Source organism: Pseudomonas fluorescens NCIMB 11764, assembly GCF_000293885.2.
Lineage (GTDB): Bacteria > Pseudomonadota > Gammaproteobacteria > Pseudomonadales > Pseudomonadaceae > Aquipseudomonas > Aquipseudomonas fluorescens_B.
Genome location: NZ_CP010945.1, coordinates 6,132,310 through 6,149,796 on the forward strand (window position 1 = coordinate 6,132,310; position 17,487 = coordinate 6,149,796).

Annotated in this window: 13 protein-coding genes and 1 pseudogene; 8 read left to right on the plus strand and 6 right to left on the minus strand. The window is 52.5% G+C overall.

All coding sequences use genetic code 11. From position 1 onward, the window contains the following. Window positions 1-69 precede the first annotated feature (69 nt). Genes B723_RS27885 through B723_RS27895 form a run of 3 tightly spaced genes read right to left on the minus strand, consistent with a single transcriptional unit; the run spans window position 70 to window position 3,926 of the window. Entirely contained in the window at window positions 70-1,671 is a 1,602-nt protein-coding gene (locus tag B723_RS27885) for a GMC family oxidoreductase (protein WP_017340013.1), read from the minus strand. Next, window positions 1,658-2,488, minus strand: coding sequence for a shikimate dehydrogenase family protein (locus B723_RS27890; protein ID WP_017340014.1), 831 nt, complete (start codon window positions 2,486-2,488; stop codon window positions 1,658-1,660). Before B723_RS27890 ends, B723_RS27885 begins: the two co-directional genes overlap by 14 nt. A gap of 4 nt (window positions 2,489-2,492) precedes the next feature. Continuing rightward, window positions 2,493-3,926 carry an aldehyde dehydrogenase family protein gene (locus B723_RS27895; protein ID WP_017340015.1) on the minus strand — a complete coding sequence of 478 codons (1,434 nt, stop codon included), beginning with the start codon at window positions 3,924-3,926 and terminating at the stop codon, window positions 2,493-2,495. Window positions 3,927-4,664: 738 nt separating this feature from the next. Here B723_RS27895 and B723_RS27900 point away from each other — a divergent pair. Next, on the plus strand, window positions 4,665-6,092 hold the full coding sequence (locus tag B723_RS27900) for an amino acid permease (protein ID WP_033037638.1): 1,428 nt from the start codon (window positions 4,665-4,667) through the stop codon (window positions 6,090-6,092). 267 nt (window positions 6,093-6,359) lie between these two features. Here the strand turns inward: B723_RS27900 and B723_RS27905 are convergent, their stop codons facing one another. Then, entirely contained in the window at window positions 6,360-6,995 is a 636-nt protein-coding gene (locus B723_RS27905) for a cupin domain-containing protein (RefSeq protein ID WP_017340017.1), read from the minus strand. A 387-nt stretch (window positions 6,996-7,382) separates the two neighbouring features. On the opposite strand from B723_RS27905, the gene B723_RS27910 reads away from it, so the two are divergent. The 7 genes and pseudogenes from B723_RS27910 to B723_RS34225 all read left to right on the plus strand — a co-directional run bounded on the left by B723_RS27910 (window position 7,383) and on the right by B723_RS34225 (window position 15,138). Continuing rightward, window positions 7,383-8,435 (plus strand): ABC transporter substrate-binding protein, encoded by a 1,053-nt coding sequence (locus B723_RS27910; RefSeq protein WP_017340018.1) that lies wholly within the window; start codon window positions 7,383-7,385, stop codon window positions 8,433-8,435. A 171-nt stretch (window positions 8,436-8,606) separates the two neighbouring features. After that, window positions 8,607-9,686: an ABC transporter ATP-binding protein gene (locus B723_RS27915; RefSeq protein WP_017340019.1), complete on the plus strand. Its 1,080-nt coding sequence runs from the start codon at window positions 8,607-8,609 to the stop codon at window positions 9,684-9,686. A gap of 10 nt (window positions 9,687-9,696) precedes the next feature. Further along, a complete protein-coding gene (locus B723_RS27920) occupies window positions 9,697-10,944 on the plus strand; it encodes an ABC transporter permease (protein WP_017340020.1) in 1,248 nt (415 codons plus the stop codon). A 5-nt stretch (window positions 10,945-10,949) separates the two neighbouring features. Beyond that, entirely contained in the window at window positions 10,950-11,774 is an 825-nt protein-coding gene (locus B723_RS27925; protein WP_017340021.1) for an ABC transporter permease, read from the plus strand. Between the two features lie 102 nt (window positions 11,775-11,876). Beyond that, window positions 11,877-13,124 carry an aspartate aminotransferase family protein gene (locus tag B723_RS27930; RefSeq protein ID WP_017340022.1) on the plus strand — a complete coding sequence of 416 codons (1,248 nt, stop codon included), beginning with the start codon at window positions 11,877-11,879 and terminating at the stop codon, window positions 13,122-13,124. A gap of 124 nt (window positions 13,125-13,248) precedes the next feature. Next, window positions 13,249-14,280, plus strand: a pseudogene (locus tag B723_RS34220) (HAMP domain-containing protein); the annotation flags it as partial. Window positions 14,281-14,373: 93 nt separating this feature from the next. After that, complete coding sequence (locus tag B723_RS34225; protein ID WP_425311829.1) at window positions 14,374-15,138, plus strand: methyl-accepting chemotaxis protein; 765 nt, start codon at window positions 14,374-14,376, stop codon at window positions 15,136-15,138. A 296-nt stretch (window positions 15,139-15,434) separates the two neighbouring features. Here the strand turns inward: B723_RS34225 and B723_RS27940 are convergent, their stop codons facing one another. Together B723_RS27940 and B723_RS27945 are read right to left on the minus strand one after the other, a co-directional pair. Continuing rightward, on the minus strand, window positions 15,435-15,818 hold the full coding sequence (locus B723_RS27940) for a VOC family protein (RefSeq protein ID WP_017340024.1): 384 nt from the start codon (window positions 15,816-15,818) through the stop codon (window positions 15,435-15,437). A 73-nt stretch (window positions 15,819-15,891) separates the two neighbouring features. After that, on the minus strand, window positions 15,892-17,004 hold the full coding sequence (locus tag B723_RS27945) for an S-(hydroxymethyl)glutathione dehydrogenase/class III alcohol dehydrogenase (protein WP_017340025.1): 1,113 nt from the start codon (window positions 17,002-17,004) through the stop codon (window positions 15,892-15,894). Window positions 17,005-17,487 lie beyond the last annotated feature (483 nt).

Below are 17,487 nucleotides of genomic sequence, written 5' to 3' on the forward strand. Positions count from 1 at the left end.
AGATCCCTGGAGCACAACACCACAGCAATGCTTAGTGTTACTTCAAGCATTGCTGTGGCGAGCCCATTCTCAGTAATGAACGGGAGCGGAGCCAAGTATCAAATCAGCCCCACGCTCAGCAACAGCCATAACCGCACCTTGGATGTTGCCGGAGATCATTGATGGAATGACCGAGGCATCGACGACACGAAGACCACTTAGGCCATGAACTCGCAACTGTGAGTCGACCACGGCCCCCTCGTCCTCGCCCATCCTGCAGGTGCCGATGGGGTGATAAATCGTCTGACCATTGTCTCGTGCAAATTCGAGCCAATCTTCATCGCTCTTGGTTTGGGAGCCCGGACTGGTTTCTGCATCGACGAATGCACTCATCGCCGGCTGCTCCATAATTCTTCGCGCGATTTTCATGCCCTCAATCAGACTCGTGCAGTCTTCATCCTCGGTCAGAAAATTCGGGCGAATCGCCGGCATAACATCAGGATCCTTTGATTGGATGTGGATGCTGCCCTGAGACTTAGGGCGTAGCTGACTGACTCCAATCGTGAAGCCCGGGTGCTTGTCCAAAATTCGCTCGGCGGCATTGGCATAGCTTGCATGTACGACGAAATATTGCACATCCGGCGTAGGCATTTCAGGCTTGGTCTTCAAAAAACCATGAACCAAGCCGGTACCCAGTGTCAGAATTCCCGTGCGCTTGGTGAAGTACTCAGCCACGGCAAGACCAAGTCTCCATCCGCGCGCCAGTTCGTTGAGAGTCACCGTGTTCTTCAGCCGCCAGTTCATACGGGTGGCAAAGTGATCGATGTAATTTTCCCCTACACCATCAAGACGGTGCTTGGTTGGGATGCCAGCCTTGTCGAGCACATCAGGTCGCCCGATTCCCGACAGCTCCAGGATTTGCGGCGATTGAATGGCGCCGGCACACAGAATGACATCCTGTCGGGCACTGACAGTGACCTCGCGACCGCCTTGACGGTAAGTGATACCAGTGCAACGTGAGCCTTCAAGTTCGAGGCGCAACACATGCGCATTGGTCTCGATATGCAGGTTAGCGCGTGCTCTTGCCGGTTTAAGATAGCCGTCCACAACGCTCCAGCGCCGCCCCTTGTGCTGGGCAACCTGGTAGTAACCAAATCCAGTCTGATCATCGCCGTTGTAATCTTTATTGTGCCGGTGCCCATCTTGAATGCTTGCCTCCAAGAAGGCGTCCGACACGGGATAACGCTCTGTGACCTGTTGAATATGCATCGGGCCTTCATGCCCACGGGAGTCGTCACCTTGAGCATAAGACTCAAATTTTTTGAAGTAGGGCTTGAGCGTGGCGAAGTTCCACTGCTTCGCCCCTGTGGACTCCCAAGCGTCATAATCCCCAGGCTGCCCACGCACATAGATCATCCCGTTAATAAGGGTAGATCCACCGAGGCCCTTACCACGGGGTACGGAAATTTCCCTTCCGCGTGTGTTCGCCTCGGCCTGGGTCTTAAATCGCCAGTTGTATCGCTTGTCCACTAGCAGTTTGGTAAAGCCAGCAGGGATAGGAATCCAAAAACCGTTCGGTTCACCCCCGGCTTCCAGCACCAAAACCTTGTATTTTCCGGAAGCAGTGAGTCGATTGGCAAGAATACAACCAGCAGTGCCGCCGCCAACGATGACGTAATCAAATGTACTCATGATTTTGCTCATTCTTATTAGTCGCCATCGCCGCAGCCATCAACTCAATCTGGCAAAGCAGCATTGGCATTCCATCAAGCACTCGGCAACCCTTTTCAGTTGCGGCTGCCAACAGGGGAGTGATCGCAGGTTTCATAATGATTTCTGCGACAATTTGCGATGAGGTAAGCAACGCCACATTCAAGGGCAGAATGTCATCCACAGAGAGCCCAAGGGATGTACTGTTTACTACCAAATCATGGCCAGATGGATCATCTGAGCCGACACACAACTCCACAGCGGGAAAGACAGGGGTGAGTCGCTGGATAAGCGCCTCTGCCTTGCATGTGGTGCGATTGAAAATGGTGATTTTTCTGACACCTGCAGCGGCGAGAGCGAACGCGATTGCCTTTGCTGCCCCCCCTGCACCGGCCAAGTAGACCGACATACCGCTCGGCTCTACATCTCGTTGACGTAGACCTGCCAAGAAACCCGCACCGTCCAGAATGTCGCCATGCAGGCTTCCATCTTCGTTGCGTCTCACTACGTTGACCGCACCTACGAGTCGCGCAGCATCTGACACAGAATCGCAGAGTTCAACGATTGCAGACTTGTGCGGCACCGTAACGATGAATCCATCGAGGCTTTGTATTCCGCGCAGTCCTACAACAACGCTCTGGAGACTTTCCGTGCTGACGTGAAATGGCACCATTACCCGATCATCGCCGCGCTCAGTGAACAAGCGGTTCATCGCACCTGGCGTCTGCACATGATGAATGGGGTCAGCGATGATCGCGTATACCCGGGTGGTGCCACTGATCTTATTTTTATTTTCCATGAGCTCAGGCCAATGTGTATGTGGTTTTGACGGAGGTATAAAATTCCTTTGCGTACCCACCTTGCTCGCGAGACCCGTAGCTTGAGTTTTTGCGACCGCCGAAAGGTGCGTGGTAATCCACTCCTGCCGTCGGGACGTTGACCATCACCATGCCGGCGGTAGATCGCTGCTTAAAGTCCGAGCTGTGCTTGAGAGAAGTGGTGCAAATCCCAGATGACAAACCGAATTCGGTGTCGTTAGCCAGCGTGACGGCCTCTTCGTAATCCTTAACGCGGATGACACTCGCCACCGGGCCGAAAACTTCCTCCCGGTTGATACGCATCTGGTTAGTGGTTTCAGTGATCAGCGCCGGAGAAAGGTAGAAGCCTGGCGTGCCCCTTGTCAGCAGCTCGCCACCGTAAGCGAGTTTCCCACCCTCTTCTTGGGCGCTCTTGATGTAATCGCAATCTTGCTTGAGCTGCGCCTTTGACACTACAGGGCCCATGTCGCAGCCTTCAGACAGCGCGTGATCAACCTTGAGCGAAGAGAGACGCTTGATCACGGCCTCAACAAATTGATCGTGTATTCCATCCTGGACAATCAATCGGCTGGAGGCGGTGCATCGCTGGCCTGTAGAGAAGAAGGAGCCGGAGACCGCTACCTCAACTGCCTGATTGAGATCTGCGTCATCCAAAATAATGAGCGGGTTTTTGCCGCCCATTTCTAGCTGGACTTTGGCACCGCGCTCCATGCAGGTCATACCAATACTACGGCCTGTGCCAGTGGAACCCGTGAACGTCAATGCCCGTACTTTTTTAGACTTCGCAAAGACATCACCCACTTTTGAGCCAGGCCCCATGACCAGATTGAACACTCCGGAGGGAAGCGCTCCTGCTCGAACAATAATTTCCGCCAGTGCCCACGCACTGCTAGGCACCAGATCAGCTGGTTTGAAAACGACTGCGTTACCGAACGCCAGTGCAGGGGCGATCTTCCATGCAGGAATCGCAATAGGGAAGTTCCAGGGAGTGATGATGCCGATCACGCCCTCTGGCTCGCGCCGTACATCCGTCTCCACGCTAGGGCGAATGGATGCCAAGCGTTCGCCTGAAAGGCGCAATGCTTCGCCCGCAAAAAACTTAAAAACCCTGCCGGCGCGAACCACTTCACCAATACCCTCAGGCAGGGTTTTCCCTTCCTCGCGCGCGAGCAAACGGCCCAACTCGTCACGACGCGCCAGAATCTCAGTGCCAATACGGTCGAGCGCGTCACTTCGTACTTCGGCGGTAGATTGAGCCCAGTTCGGAGCCGCTTCAAAAGCCGCATCAACAGCCATCGCAGCTTGAGAAGCATCTGCGCGCGCGTACTCACCGACCACATCATTGGTATCGGAAGGATTGATATTCAGGTTGATATCGGCGCCTTCGAGCCACTCTCCGGCAATGAAATTCTTATTCATGCATTCTCCCAGACACTAATATTTATATAGGCGAACTGAAGGTAAATATGACTTTTCGTCAGCGCAGATTAATCAACAAGCACTTAACAAACTGGGCCGGCCACACATAGCAATAAAACCAAACTACGTTTTGGCGCTATCAGAATGATGCCAATAAACTACATTCGAGCCAGTGAGCACTCACAAATTATTCAGGCTGCCCTGATGATGGCCTTGCATACCTCTCAGGCACTGAATAAAACCTTACCCCCCGCCCCCATTACTGTCTACGGCCCAGCTGTGCCTGCAGTTCATACCAGGTATGAAGAATAAGAACGAAAGGGTGCAGCCTACTCTCCATACAACGAAGGAGAGAACTCGCGCTAAAAAATCGGATTCAATTTAACTTCTTAGATGAAGCTCAAAACGTTTACTCAGACGACGAAATCCCTGCGCTCACGTCGGTGATAAACCATTAATAGAGTAAAAATTTAACAGTGCGATGACTCGAATCGTGCCATCTAACATCCGTACCTATGCGCCTCTGCATCACGGATACCTCAAAGTCATCATCCATATGAATCGCTTTGAATGGCCTCTTCAAGCTCGCTCGCCCACCTATCTGTGACGAGCATTCACACCGAATATGAATCAGGGCGACCTAATCTCCTTGCAGCATACGAAGTAACGTAGGCGGTCATGATCGTCTTGAATCGATCAATACAAGAAAAATTAGTCTTTGTGCCGAGGTACCAGCCGATGCGTCAAAACAAACAGTTAGCTAACGACAAGCTAGGGAGCGGCTTAAAAAGCAAACAGGTCACGATGATCTCTATCGGTGGAGTCATTGGAGCGGGCCTCTTCGTAGGCTCATCCAATGCTATCGCCGCCGCAGGGCCTGCAGTACTGGTTTCCTACCTGATTGCAGCCATCATTGTTGTTCTCGTCATGCAAATGCTCGGAGAGATGGCAACGGCGCGCCCCGATACCGGCTCTTTTTCTTCCTACGCAGATCAGGCAATTGGACGCTGGGCGGGGTTCTCTATCGGCTGGCTCTACTGGTGGTTCTATGTACTCGTTATCAGTATCGAAGCCATCGTTGCTGGCAATATTCTGGGCGACTGGCTGGCAATCCCTCACTGGATGGCTGCTTTCGGAGTTACATTTGCACTAATTGCCTGCAACAGTCTCAGCGTCGGAAATTTTGGCGCGATGGAGTATTGGCTTTCACTCTTCAAAGTGTGCGCAATTGTCAGCTTCATCATTTTGGGTGTGCTGGCAATTCTGGGGTTCCTACCAGGTTCATCTACGAGCGGTATGGAAAACCTGTATGTGAACGGGGGGTTTGCACCTAACGGTGGCGTAGCGATTATCGCTGCATTGCTGACCGCTATGTTCAGCTTCCAGGGAAGTGAAGTCGTCACCATTGCGGCGGCGGAATCCAAGGAACCTAAGGCCAATATCAAGAAAGCAATTCGTGCAGTGGTATGGCGACTGGGCTTGTTCTATCTCGGCTCCATGTTCGTGGTGGTATGCCTGATTCCGTGGAACGCCCCCGGTCTTGCCACTGGGTCATACCAAGCCGTACTGGTAGCCATGAACATCCCTTGGGCGCCTGGCATTATGAGCATCGTAGTGCTCGTCGCGGTAACCAGCTGCTTGAACTCTGCTCTCTACACGGCATCACGAATGGCCTACTCGTTGGCCCATCGAGGCGATGCACCCAAAATACTTTCTCGTACGACTCAAAGCGGCGTTCCCGTTAACGCCATAGCCTTGACTGCAGTGGTATCCCTGATTGCGTTGGGAGCCAACTATTTGCTGCCGAAACAGGTCTTCGAATTCCTCTTGGCCACCAGCGGCGCCATCGCACTGCTGATGTACTTGGTCATCGCTGTCACCCAACTTTGCATGAGGAAGAAGTTGGTGGCGCAAGGGCAAAAACTCGAAGTAAAAATGTGGTTGTTTCCCTATCTCACAGTGCTCACCATCGCCTTCATTCTGGTCGTTTTTGGGATCATGGCAGCCTTCCCTGGCCAGCGCATTGAGCTTCTTTCGACACTCGGCCTCACCGTAGCGCTGGTTTGCATTGGCGTGTACCTACAAAGGTCGCAACCGGAGCTGTCCGCGAAGCGAAGCACCATGTCCCAAAAGGGGCAAGCAAAGATAAACCGCGCATTCGCTTAACTGAGCGCAATCACCGTCTCACCTCAGCTGCTGCCAATCGACATTTTTACTGGCAGCGGCTTTTTTATGCGCTCACCGCTATGGGCTAGGAAGGACGATCGTTTTCAGTGAGAACCCGGTATCCGAGCAAGAGATTATCGAGCAGAAAGCTCCGAGCGGAGTAAGAACACAAGGAAGGATGCTTATGGGATCAAGCCTGGTGTCTGCACGCGCAGCCGATTGGCGTGCGTGCAGCCAAACACCCGACACCTCAAGAAAACAGATCGATCAGAACGTTGGGGGAGAAACCGCGCTCACCACGATACAAACCTCGTCAAAAGGATTGCGCATGCGATGCGGGAGTCTGCTGTCGAAGTAGTAAGCATCACCCACCGAAAGGATTCGCACCTCATCCCCAACGGTCATTTCAAGCTTGCCCTCGATGATGATCCCGCCCTCTTCGGCCTCGTGGGAATAAAGTTCCTCACCCTCTTGCCCAGTGTCAGCGCCAGGCTCGTACCGCTCGTGCAGGATCATCATGGAGCTGTTCGTCAGGTTCGCTCCCACCTGTCGATAGGAAAGTTTCTTGCCATCAGCAAGCTCCACCAATTCATCGGCTTTGTAAAAAACTGCTCGATCTACAACTGCTGAATCGGAAAAAAACACACTAAGGGTGACATTCAGAGGGCGTAGCAAGCGCTTCAAAATACTCACGGACGGGCTGGATTTGTCTCGTTCGATGATCGAAAGCGTGGCATGAGGAACTCCGGCCTGCTCGGCCAACCCTCGAATCGTAAGCCCGCGACTTTGTCGCAAAGCTTTCAGTCTCGCCCCTACCGAAGCAGTCTCCTGGGCCTCTGAAGAGGTTTCAGACGGCTCTTCTGGAGCATGGGGGCTTCGACTTATCGCCGATGTTTCTATCACGGTTAAATCCTCAGATAAACGGCACCCGAGGGGGCCTAACTTCAATTCGATGACTTGAACTGCCCACTCTCTTTGAAGCCAACACGAATCACACGCACAACTTTGGGTTGTTTCGCACCATGCAGTGCACCCAAGGGAAGCAAAGTAACACGATTTTAAGATCGCTCGTCCATGACATAAATCCTTAGCAAACTAACAAATCTCACCAATATCTAGTCACTTAACACTCAAAATCACAAATTTTAGGCGTTAAAAAACAATCGCTTACCGTTTATCCGGGCGATTGAAAGTTTTCTCGACGCGACAAAAAATAAAACTTGCCTAGGTTATTTTTGAGTGGTAAAAATTTTTACCAGAACAACACAACAACCTGCGTCGAGGTTTAAAATGCACAAGCCATGCCACGCTGTAGCAGCACTTGGATTTGCCCTCGTTGGGTTAGCAGCCTCACAAGCTGCCAACGCCCGTGACCTCACGATCGTTTCCTGGGGAGGAAATTTTCAGGATGCACAACGTGAGATATTTTTCGCGCCATTCGGGAAACAGATCGGAAAGAACGTCCTCGACCAGAGCTGGGACGGCGGCGTCGGTGTACTCGACGCAAAAGTAAAGGCAGGAACACCGAACTGGGACGTCGTTGAAGTCGAAGCCGAGGATCTGGCTCTCGGATGCGACTCTGGCCTCTACGAAAAAATTGATTGGGCAAAGATCGGTAACAAATCCGATTTCATCCCCGAAGCCGTGAGCGATTGCGGCGTGGGCGCCATCGTTTGGAACACCGGTTTGGCCTGGGACGGCGACAAACTGAAGGCCACTCCCACTTCTTGGGCCGACTTCTTCGATACCAAGAAATTCCCAGGGAAACGTGGTCTGCGGAAAGGCCCAAAATATTCTCTTGAATTTGCGTTGATTGCAGACGGTGTAAAACCAGCCGAAGTCTACAACGTGCTGCGCACTCCAGAAGGTGTCGACCGAGCCTTCAACAAACTCAACGAGATCAAGTCAAGCATTGTCTGGTGGGAAGCCGGCGCACAGCCGCTGCAAATGCTATCTGCGGGTGACGTTGTCATGAGCTCCGCCTATAACGGTCGCATCACCGGTTTCAACCGCAACGAAGGCAAGCACTTCAAGTTCCTGTGGAATGGCAGCGTTTCGGCCATCGACTCGTGGACTGTCCTCAAAGGTAGCGAGAACAAAGCAGCCGCCATGGATTTCATTGGCTATGCCAGCAAACCTGAAAACCAGGCAAAGCTCCCTAAATTCATCGCTTACGGCCTGACCAACAAAAACGCCAACCAACATGTACCGGCGGAGTTGAAAGCTGACCTTCCAACAACCCCAGAAAACCTTGCTCAATCGGTGCCGCTGGATGTCGAGTTCTGGGTCGAAAACACTGAGCCACTGACCGAGCGCTTCAACGCTTGGATCGCCCAGAAGTAACCGATCCACCGGGGTCGCTCCTGCCACCGGTTACCAGGTGGCAGGTCACGGCCAGTAAGGCCTAGTCCCAATCTGCGACTTGAACAAAAACGATTGCTTCTCTTTTTTTGAATGAATAGGCGGACGAGTAGCGAAGATTATTTCTGCCTACTCCCGAATGAGGGTTGCCACATGAATCACTTGGTCAGCTTCAAAAACATCCAGAAAACCTACGATGGTTTTCGGCCCGTCGTTAAGGATCTGAACCTTGATATCAAAGAGGGCGAATTTGTGACGCTGCTCGGCCCATCGGGCTCCGGTAAGACCACGAGCCTCATGATGTTGGCCGGTTTCGAAACACCGACACACGGCGAGATTTTTCTGAAAGACAAGCCGCTTCACAATCTACCGCCGCACAAGCGCGACATCGGAATGGTGTTTCAGAATTACGCACTGTTCCCTCACATGACGATCGAGCAAAACCTCGCCTTCCCGCTCTCCGTCCGCAAAATGAACAGTGTCGACAGAAAGGAAAAAGTTCGCCGTGCATTGGACATGGTGAAGCTCACCGACTTCGCAAAACGCTACCCAGCTCAAATGTCGGGTGGCCAACAACAACGGGTCGCGTTGGCTCGTGCCCTGGTGTTTGAACCCAAACTTGTATTGATGGATGAACCACTGGGTGCCCTGGACAAGCAGTTGCGCGAACACATGCAACTGGAAATCAAACACCTCCACAAACAGCTCGGACTGACCGTTGTTTATGTGACACACGACCAAAGCGAAGCGCTGACCATGTCCGACCGTGTCGCTGTCTTCAATGATGGTGTGATCCAACAAATCGACACTCCTGCAGCGATTTATGAAGCCCCGACCAAAAGTTTCGTGGCTCAGTTCATCGGTGAAAACAACACCCTGATCGCAACTTTTGTTTCCAGAGATGAAAGCCACACCATCGCACGCCTGGCTGACGGCAGCTTGATCCGGGCGATTTCGGTAGTTGGGGCTAAGCCTGGAGATCAGGTCGCGCTTTGCATTCGACCAGAGCGCGTTGTGGTTGGGCCGGCTGGCAGTACGCCTTTGACCGCTCGCATTCAGGAGTATATCTACCTGGGCGACCACGTTCGAATGATTACTGAAATTGCAGGACAACCGAATTTCATGATCAAGCTTCCTGCCTCGCAAATGGATAGTAGTTGGACTGTAGGTAGCTCGATTTCCATTTCTTGGGCGCCAGAGCACATTCGTGCCCTGGACGTGACCACACACTGAGTCGCAGATCATGAGTCAGTCAGCAGCAATTCTTTCAAGCAAGGCGGAAGCGGTAGATCTTAGAGCCAAGCTCAGAAAAGCCGAACGCTCATACAAACTGAAATCGCTAGCGCTCATCGCGCCGCTGTTTCTGTTCGTACTCGTATGCTTTGCCTTTCCTATCGGCACCATGCTTACTCGAAGCGTGGACAACCCCGACGTGCATAGCGCCATGCCTGCAACAACCCAGGCGCTCGAATCCTGGGACGGTACGTCGCTTCCAAGCGAGGGCACATTCGACGCTTTGGTAAAAGACCTGGCAAGTGCAAAAGAGAGCGGCCAGATCGGAGCACTAACCAAACGCTTGAGTTATGAAATCCCTGCTTACCGAACCGTTATCACCAAGACACTGCGCAAGCTCCCGGACAGCACCGCAACGTCTAAGCGTGAGGCGCTGATCGCTGTGGACAGCGCTTGGGGAGACGTGAACTATTGGAAAGCTCTTAAGCAAGCGTCGTCGAAGCTAACGCCTTATTTCTTGCTTGCCGCCTTGGATCATCGTGTTGACTCCGCCACTGGCAGCATTGTCAAAGCAGAGCCGAACCAATCGATTTATTTGGATATTTTCACACGTACCTTCTACATCGGCGGCGTTGTAACCATCCTCTGCCTGTTGCTCGGTTTTCCAGTCGCTTACTGGTTGGCCACTTTGCCAGAGGGTAAAAGCAATCTGTTGATGATCTGCGTTTTGCTGCCCTTCTGGACGTCTCTGATTGTTCGTACAGCGGCGTGGATCGTACTGTTGCAATCAGATGGTCTGATCAACCGCTCGCTCATGTTCCTAGGCATTGTGGACGCGCCTGTCCAGCTTGTTTTCAACAGGACTGGCGTAATCATCGCGATGACTCATGTACTTCTGCCATTCATGATTCTGCCGCTCTACAGCGTGATGAAAAGTATTCCTTCGAACTATGTTCGCGCCGCCATCTCTCTTGGGGCACACCCTTTCGTTGCTTTCTGGCGAGTGTATGTCCCCCAGACCTTCGCGGGTCTGGCAGCCGGCGGTTTGCTCACCTTCATTCTGGCGATTGGTTACTACGTGACGCCAGCGTTGGTAGGTGGTGCAGCGGATCAAATGGTCAGTTACTTCGTCGCGTTCTACACCAACAAAACCGTCAACTGGGGCATGGCATCAGCGCTTGGTAGCCTGCTGCTGATCGCAACCCTGCTGCTCTATGTGGTGTACGGAAAACTCACCAACCAAACCCAGGCGAGGTAATCGACATGTTGCAGTCTTACGCTTCCTCAGCAGAGAAACTGGCCAGGTTTGGATTGGTCTCTACCTCAATCCTTGTACTGCTGTTTTTGATTGTTCCGATACTGGTGATCATTCCTTTATCGTTCAATTCGTCGTCTTTTCTCACATACCCAATGGATGGATTCTCCTTCCGTTGGTATGAAGAGCTGATGTCGTCTCAAGAATGGCGTCAAGCATTTAAGAACAGCTTTATCATAGCCCCAGGCGCCACCTTGCTGGCGATGGTGTTCGGGACGATGGCATCCGTTGGCTTGTGTCGTGGCGACTTCCCGTTCAAAAACGTGGTTATGGCCTTTCTCATCTCGCCAATGATCGTGCCTCTGATCATCGTCGCAGTAGGTCTGTACTTCTTCTTCGCCAAACTGCAGTTGCTCAATAGCTACGTAGGATTGGTACTGGCACACGCGATGCTGGGTGTCCCTTTCGTAGTTATTACGGTTAACGCAACCTTGCAGGGCTTCAACACCAATCTGAGCAGAGCAGCTGCCAGTCTGGGCGCCCCGCCGCTCACGGTCTTTTTTAAGGTCGTTTTGCCTCTAATTGCCCCAGGGGTGATCTCGGGAGGACTGTTCGCGTTTGCTACGTCTTTCGATGAAGTGGTGGTCACTCTCTTCCTGGCCAGCCCCTCGCAAAGAACGCTTCCGCTTCAGATGTTCTCGGGTATCAGAGAGAACATCAGTCCAAATATCGCGGCTGTCGCCACCATCATGGTCATCCTGTCCGTACTGATGCTACTGACGCTGGAGTTACTCCGCCGCCGCAACGAGAAAATGAAGATAAAACAAGAATAAGAAGGCACGCGCAGCCTATTAGGGCTCGTTGAAAGCTACGTAAAACCCCTCTCGGGCCCAATACCCGGGACGGCTAACTACTGTCAAAATTCAGAGGTTTTTATGCCTAACTTAATTGGTGATGTTTCCAGTGCTGCCCGTATCCTGCCTGACCTGAACGGAGAAAAGCTGTTCATTAGCAAAGGCAAAGGTGCGTACCTTTGGGATGACAAAGGTCGCAAATACATCGATACCGCGCTGGGTTTTGGTGCGGTATTGCTTGGCCACTCAAATGACTCGGTAAATGCTGCAGTCACTGAAGCATTAGGCGACAGTGCAGCACCATCTTGGGCACATGTCCGTGAGCATGGAGCCGCAACTGAACTCGCCAAACATACCGGCGAGCTTACGAAGGTGATCTTCACTAACTCCGGTAGTGAAGCTGTGCATCTCGCCTGCCGTGCAGCTCGGGCTTATACCGGTCGTGGAAAAATTGCCAAGATGGCTGCCGGTTTCGATGGGTGGTTCGATGATGTCAGCTATGGCAACGTCACCACCAAGGAAGCGAGCTTCCAGGACGGTAAGCGTCCGTCTACCGAACGAACCACGCTGATCCGCTACAACGATTTCGCAGATGTAGAGCGGTTATTCGAAGAAGACGATGACATCGCGGCGGTCATTCTTGAGCCGATGCTGGCAAACGCTGGCTGCATCATGCCATTGCCCGGTTACCTCAAACACGTGCAGGACATTGCTCATAAACACGGCGCGCTCGTGATTTGTGACGAGGTTCTAATGGGTTTCCGACTGTATGCCGGCCTGGCCGGGCTGCGTGAAGGTTTGAGCCCTGATATCGCGAGCGTCGGTAAAGCGATTGGTAACGGTGTTCCGGTTTCTGCGATCGTCGGCAAGCCTCACATCTTGGCAGGCTTTGAAGAAGGACGTGTTCTTCGCGGAGGCACATTCAGCGGTAATCCGCTCGCATGTGCAGCCCTGACGAGCACCCTGGCTCAACTGGATAACAGCGACTATGAGCAGCTCATCCAGCGCGGCAACGATCTGCGCGTTGCGATTGAGGCCATTTTCGAATCGCATGGTGTAATTATTTCAACCAGCGGCTACGGGAATGTGTTTGGTGTTTGGTTGGGAGCAAAAACTCCGGTCACGTACGAGCAGGCAGTCGAAATAGCGAACCCAGCTTTCACCAAGGCATTGCACCTTGCGCTGCGCGAAGCTGGAGTGCTGATCATGCCGTCTCCGTATGGCCGCATCTACATTTCATTTGAGCACAACAGCATCGTCATCGAAGAAATGAAGGTTGCCTTTGAGAAGGCCGCTGCGAAGTTAAGCGCTGAATTCGCAAACGCTTGATAGAGAAAGGAGGCCTTCAGGCCTCCTTTTTTTACCTGAAAATAGACCAGCTTCTGAGGGATATCTCTTCGGCCATCCTGGATGTCTGGCGCTACCGATAATGTCGTTCGGACAAGGGATACCGATGAAGTCCAACCTTAGGTTTAGCCATAAGATCTTGCTTGCTGCGTCCCTGGTTGTCGGCACAGCCTTCGCATTGTTCTCCCTTTATAACGATTACCTACAGCGGGTCTCGATCCAATCGAGCATTGAAGGAAACTTACGAGACATCGGCGAAGTAAGCGCAAACAACATTCAGAGCTGGATGGCGGGCCGCGTTCTTTCCATTGAAACCATGCTCCAGGCCATCGAACTCAATCCGCAAGAATCAAATGTCGCGGCAGTACTCTCTGGTGCGGCGGTGAGTCGTACCTTCAGCCTTACGTCACTAGGCACCCAGCAAGGCGCTTTCCTGAGTTTTCCGCCTTCAAGAATGCCTGATGGATATGATCCTAGAATTCGCCCTTGGTACAAAAATGCAGTAGCCGCAGCGAATACAACTATCACCGAACCATACATGGACATGGTTACAAACACCTTGGTGGTCTCGATCATGGCACCGGTTTACCGAGACAAGGTTTTGATCGGTGTAGGAGGTGGAGACTTGAGCCTCGACGCTCTCGTCAAAATAGTTAATTCGCTCAATCTTGGGGGACTAGGGTACGCATTTCTGGTTAATGGAGACGGAAAAATCCTCGTCAGCCCCGATAAGGATCAGGTCACCAAAAAGCTTTCCGACATCTATCCAAATCAGACGCCGGTCATCAATAACCGATTCAACGAAACCAAGCTTGGCGGCAGTGACAGAATTATCAGGTTTATCAAGATCCAAGGGCTTCCCTCAGTAGACTGGTACATCGGCCTGTCCATAGACAAGGACAAGGCGTACCAACCTCTCCGCGATTTTCGATACTCCGCAGTGATCGCGATTGCTGTCTCGATAGTCTTGATCGTTTGTCTTCTGGGACTGCTCATCCGCTTGCTCCTCCAGCCTCTTAGAGAGATCAGCGGCACCATGGAGGATATCGCTGCCGGCGAAGGCGATTTGACCAAGCGGTTAACGGTAAAATCGAAAGACGAATTTGGAGTCTTAGCCCTCGCCTTCAACCGCTTCGTGGAAAGGGTGCACGGATCAATTGTTCAGGTCTCCGCCGCTACTCAGGACGTAGCGCGGGTAACTCGAGAAGTCCTAAGCGCTTCGACCGATTCGATGGCAAATACCGACCAGCAAGCCAATCGTACCCATAGCGTAGCGGCTGCCATCAACGAACTCGGCGCAGCCGCTCATGAGATTGCCGGCAATGCAGCACAAGCATCCAAACATGCGTCTTCAGCACGTTTGCAATCGCAAGAAGGTCGGGAGGTCGTAGAGGAGACGATGAAAGCCATGACCGATCTCTCTGCAACAATACGTACCTCGTGTACAGCGATTGAATCGCTGAATACCAAAACCGTCGGTATTGGCCAGATCCTGGCAGTTATCAAAGGCATTTCCGAGCAAACCAATTTGTTAGCCTTGAACGCCGCTATCGAAGCGGCCAGAGCCGGTGAAGCGGGACGGGGCTTTGCGGTGGTCGCTGACGAAGTGAGGGGATTGGCCCATCGCACCCAGGTATCGACCCAAGAGATCCAGCGCATGATCCAGGAACTACAAATCGAGGCCAAAGGTGCAGTAGAGACGATGACGGACAGCCAGCGCCAGAGCGTAGGTAGTGTCGAAATCGCGAACCAAGCCGGAATTCACCTAGGTAGCGTGACACAAAGGATCGGTGAGATCGACGGCATGAATCAATCAGTCGCTAGTGCAACGGAAGAACAGACAGCGGTTGTTGAATCCTTGAATTTCGACATCAGCCAGATCAACGACCTAAACCAGGCTGGCGTGCAAAACCTTCAGGCCACGCTGCAAGCCTGTACAACTCTCGATGAGCAAGCCCAGAAGCTTCGACGTTTGGTCAGCGGCTTCAAGATTTAACCCTCAAGACTAGACCCACTACTAACAGATACAGCCTGGCACGAAGCATCTCGATGCCAGGTAGATTCTGAAGAACATTCGTGCATCCTGGACTGTAAAACGTGCCTTTGAAATCTACAGGTAGGAGCGGCTTGCTACCTGCCCTTCCGCTCAAAGGTTTACTACATTTCGATGCCAGGAAATGGCATGCCGGCTTAAATGACGATCGACCGAAATCACTTAAGCAAACGGTAAAGTCGTTGGGCTTGGTTTGGCTGGGTACAGGAGCGGCGCCCTTAGGCGCCGCCGAAACCGAATTACTCGGCTTTGAAACTGTATACAGCGAGTTTGTTGCCATCCAGGTCACGAGCGTATGCAGCATACGCATTAGGTGCCCAGTCGCGAGTGCCAGCGGCACCTTCGTCCTTGCCACCAGCAGCAATAGCTGCCTTATGGAACGCGTCGATAGTGGCGCGGTTCGGAGCCTCGAAGCTGACAGTTACGCCGTTACCCACGGTCGCAGGCTGGCCGTTTGCAGGCTTGAGTACGAAGAAGGACGGCTTGTCCACGCCCCAGATAGAGCCGTTATCGCCCAAGTCGGCAATGCGTTTGAAGCCGATCTTGCCGAGCACATCGTCGTAAAACTTACGCGCTCTTTCCAGATCGTTGGTGCCAACAGTTACATGAGTGAAGATCGACATGAATTTCTCCGTCGTAGGCGGGTGGTTGTAGAGTGAAGAAACCGATGTCTACGAAGAGACACCGGAAAAATGTTTAGAAGTGGACGACTGAACGAATGCTCTTGCCTTCGTGCATCAATTCGAAAGCCTCGTTGATCTGCTCCAGGCTCATGGTGTGGGTGATGAACTTGTCCAGCGGGATCTCGCCCCGTTCGGATTTAGCAACGTAACTCGGCAGCTCAGTGCGCCCTTTGACGCCACCGAACGCGGAGCCGCGCCATACGCGACCAGTCACCAATTGGAATGGGCGAGTGCTGATTTCAGCACCGGATGGAGCAACGCCAATGATGATGGATTCGCCCCACCCCTTGTGACAGGACTCAAGAGCAGCACGCATAAGCTGGACATTGCCAATGCACTCGAAGGAGTAATCAACACCGCCTTCGGTCAACTCGACGATAACCTCCTGGATTGGGCGGTCGAATTCCTTCGGGTTGATGAAGTCAGTGGCACCCAGTTCACGCGCGATTGCGAACTTGCCCGGGTTGATATCAATGGCAATGATGCGCGATGCCTTGGCCATCCTGGCGCCAATAATTGCGGCCAAACCGATACCACCCAAGCCAAAGACAGCAACCGTTGCGCCTTCTTCTACCTTGGCGGTGTTCAGCACGGCACCGATGCCAGTAGTCACACCGCACCCCAGCAGGCACACCTTCTCAAGAGGAGCCTCCTTCGGGATCTTCGCCAGGGAGATTTCCGGCAGTACAGTGAACTCAGAAAAGGTGGAACAACCCATATAGTGGTAAACCGGCTGGCCGTTGTGACTGAAGCGAGTGGTGCCATTAGGCATAAGCCCTTTACCTTGAGTAGCTCGGACAGCCTGGCAAAGATTGGTCTTGCCGGAGGAGCAGAATTTGCACTTGCCACATTCTGCGGTGTACAACGGGATCACGTGGTCACCGACCTGCAGAGAGGTCACGCCTTCGCCAACGGCCTCCACGATACCGCCACCTTCATGCCCGAGGATGCATGGGAATACGCCTTCAGAGTCCTGGCCGGAAAGTGTGTAAGCGTCGGTATGGCAAACACCGCTCGCAACGATGCGTACCAAGACCTCGCCAGCTTGAGGTGGCTGAACATCGACTTCAACAATCTTGAGAGGCTCATTGGGGCCGAATGCAACAGCTGCGCGCGACTTGATCATGGGAAGGGGTACCTATTTACTGTAATTCAGGTAACTCAACAATAGAAAAATCTGGCTCAACTTGCTGATGAGAACGACGTGAAATCAGGCCAAATTGGCATGTAATTGAGCCAAGAAATAGATAAGAGAGTCAATGACGAACGAAATGGGAATTTACTGACTGCCAAAAGATTGATATTGCAATTTAACCCGAGCTCAATCATTCGAAGAAACTGCCCTAATGGCAGTATTTACTTATGTAAATAAAGCTTTGCTCCTTGCTGCCGCAGACTTGCTCAATGGCAAAACAGGTAACTACTTACTGGCGGATGGCGGAAGTTCTGTAGCAGAAACATCCCACTGTGCGGATCGACGTCGTTCCCATCGATACATAACTTGAGTATTGGAAACAAAAAACGGAAAAGGCCCTTGAGGGGCCCTTTCTTGTACTCGAACCAAGAACACTTAATCAGCCAGATACTATCCTCTCCAGTCGGCCGACAA

Coding starts and splice junctions, on each gene's coding strand:
- B723_RS27895 (WP_017340015.1), bottom strand. CDS start 3,926: ATGAATAAGAATTTCATTGCCGGAGAGTGGCTCGAAGGCGCCGATATC.
- B723_RS27890 (WP_017340014.1), bottom strand. CDS start 2,488: ATGGAAAATAAAAATAAGATCAGTGGCACCACCCGGGTATACGCGATC.
- B723_RS27925 (WP_017340021.1), top strand. CDS start 10,950: ATGTTGCAGTCTTACGCTTCCTCAGCAGAGAAACTGGCCAGGTTTGGA.
- B723_RS34225 (WP_425311829.1), top strand. CDS start 14,374: ATGGCAAATACCGACCAGCAAGCCAATCGTACCCATAGCGTAGCGGCT.
- B723_RS27940 (WP_017340024.1), bottom strand. CDS start 15,818: ATGTCGATCTTCACTCATGTAACTGTTGGCACCAACGATCTGGAAAGA.
- B723_RS27915 (WP_017340019.1), top strand. CDS start 8,607: ATGAATCACTTGGTCAGCTTCAAAAACATCCAGAAAACCTACGATGGT.
- B723_RS27920 (WP_017340020.1), top strand. CDS start 9,697: ATGAGTCAGTCAGCAGCAATTCTTTCAAGCAAGGCGGAAGCGGTAGAT.
- B723_RS27885 (WP_017340013.1), bottom strand. CDS start 1,671: ATGAGTACATTTGATTACGTCATCGTTGGCGGCGGCACTGCTGGTTGT.
- B723_RS27900 (WP_033037638.1), top strand. CDS start 4,665: ATGCGTCAAAACAAACAGTTAGCTAACGACAAGCTAGGGAGCGGCTTA.
- B723_RS27930 (WP_017340022.1), top strand. CDS start 11,877: ATGCCTAACTTAATTGGTGATGTTTCCAGTGCTGCCCGTATCCTGCCT.
- B723_RS27910 (WP_017340018.1), top strand. CDS start 7,383: ATGCACAAGCCATGCCACGCTGTAGCAGCACTTGGATTTGCCCTCGTT.
- B723_RS27945 (WP_017340025.1), bottom strand. CDS start 17,004: ATGATCAAGTCGCGCGCAGCTGTTGCATTCGGCCCCAATGAGCCTCTC.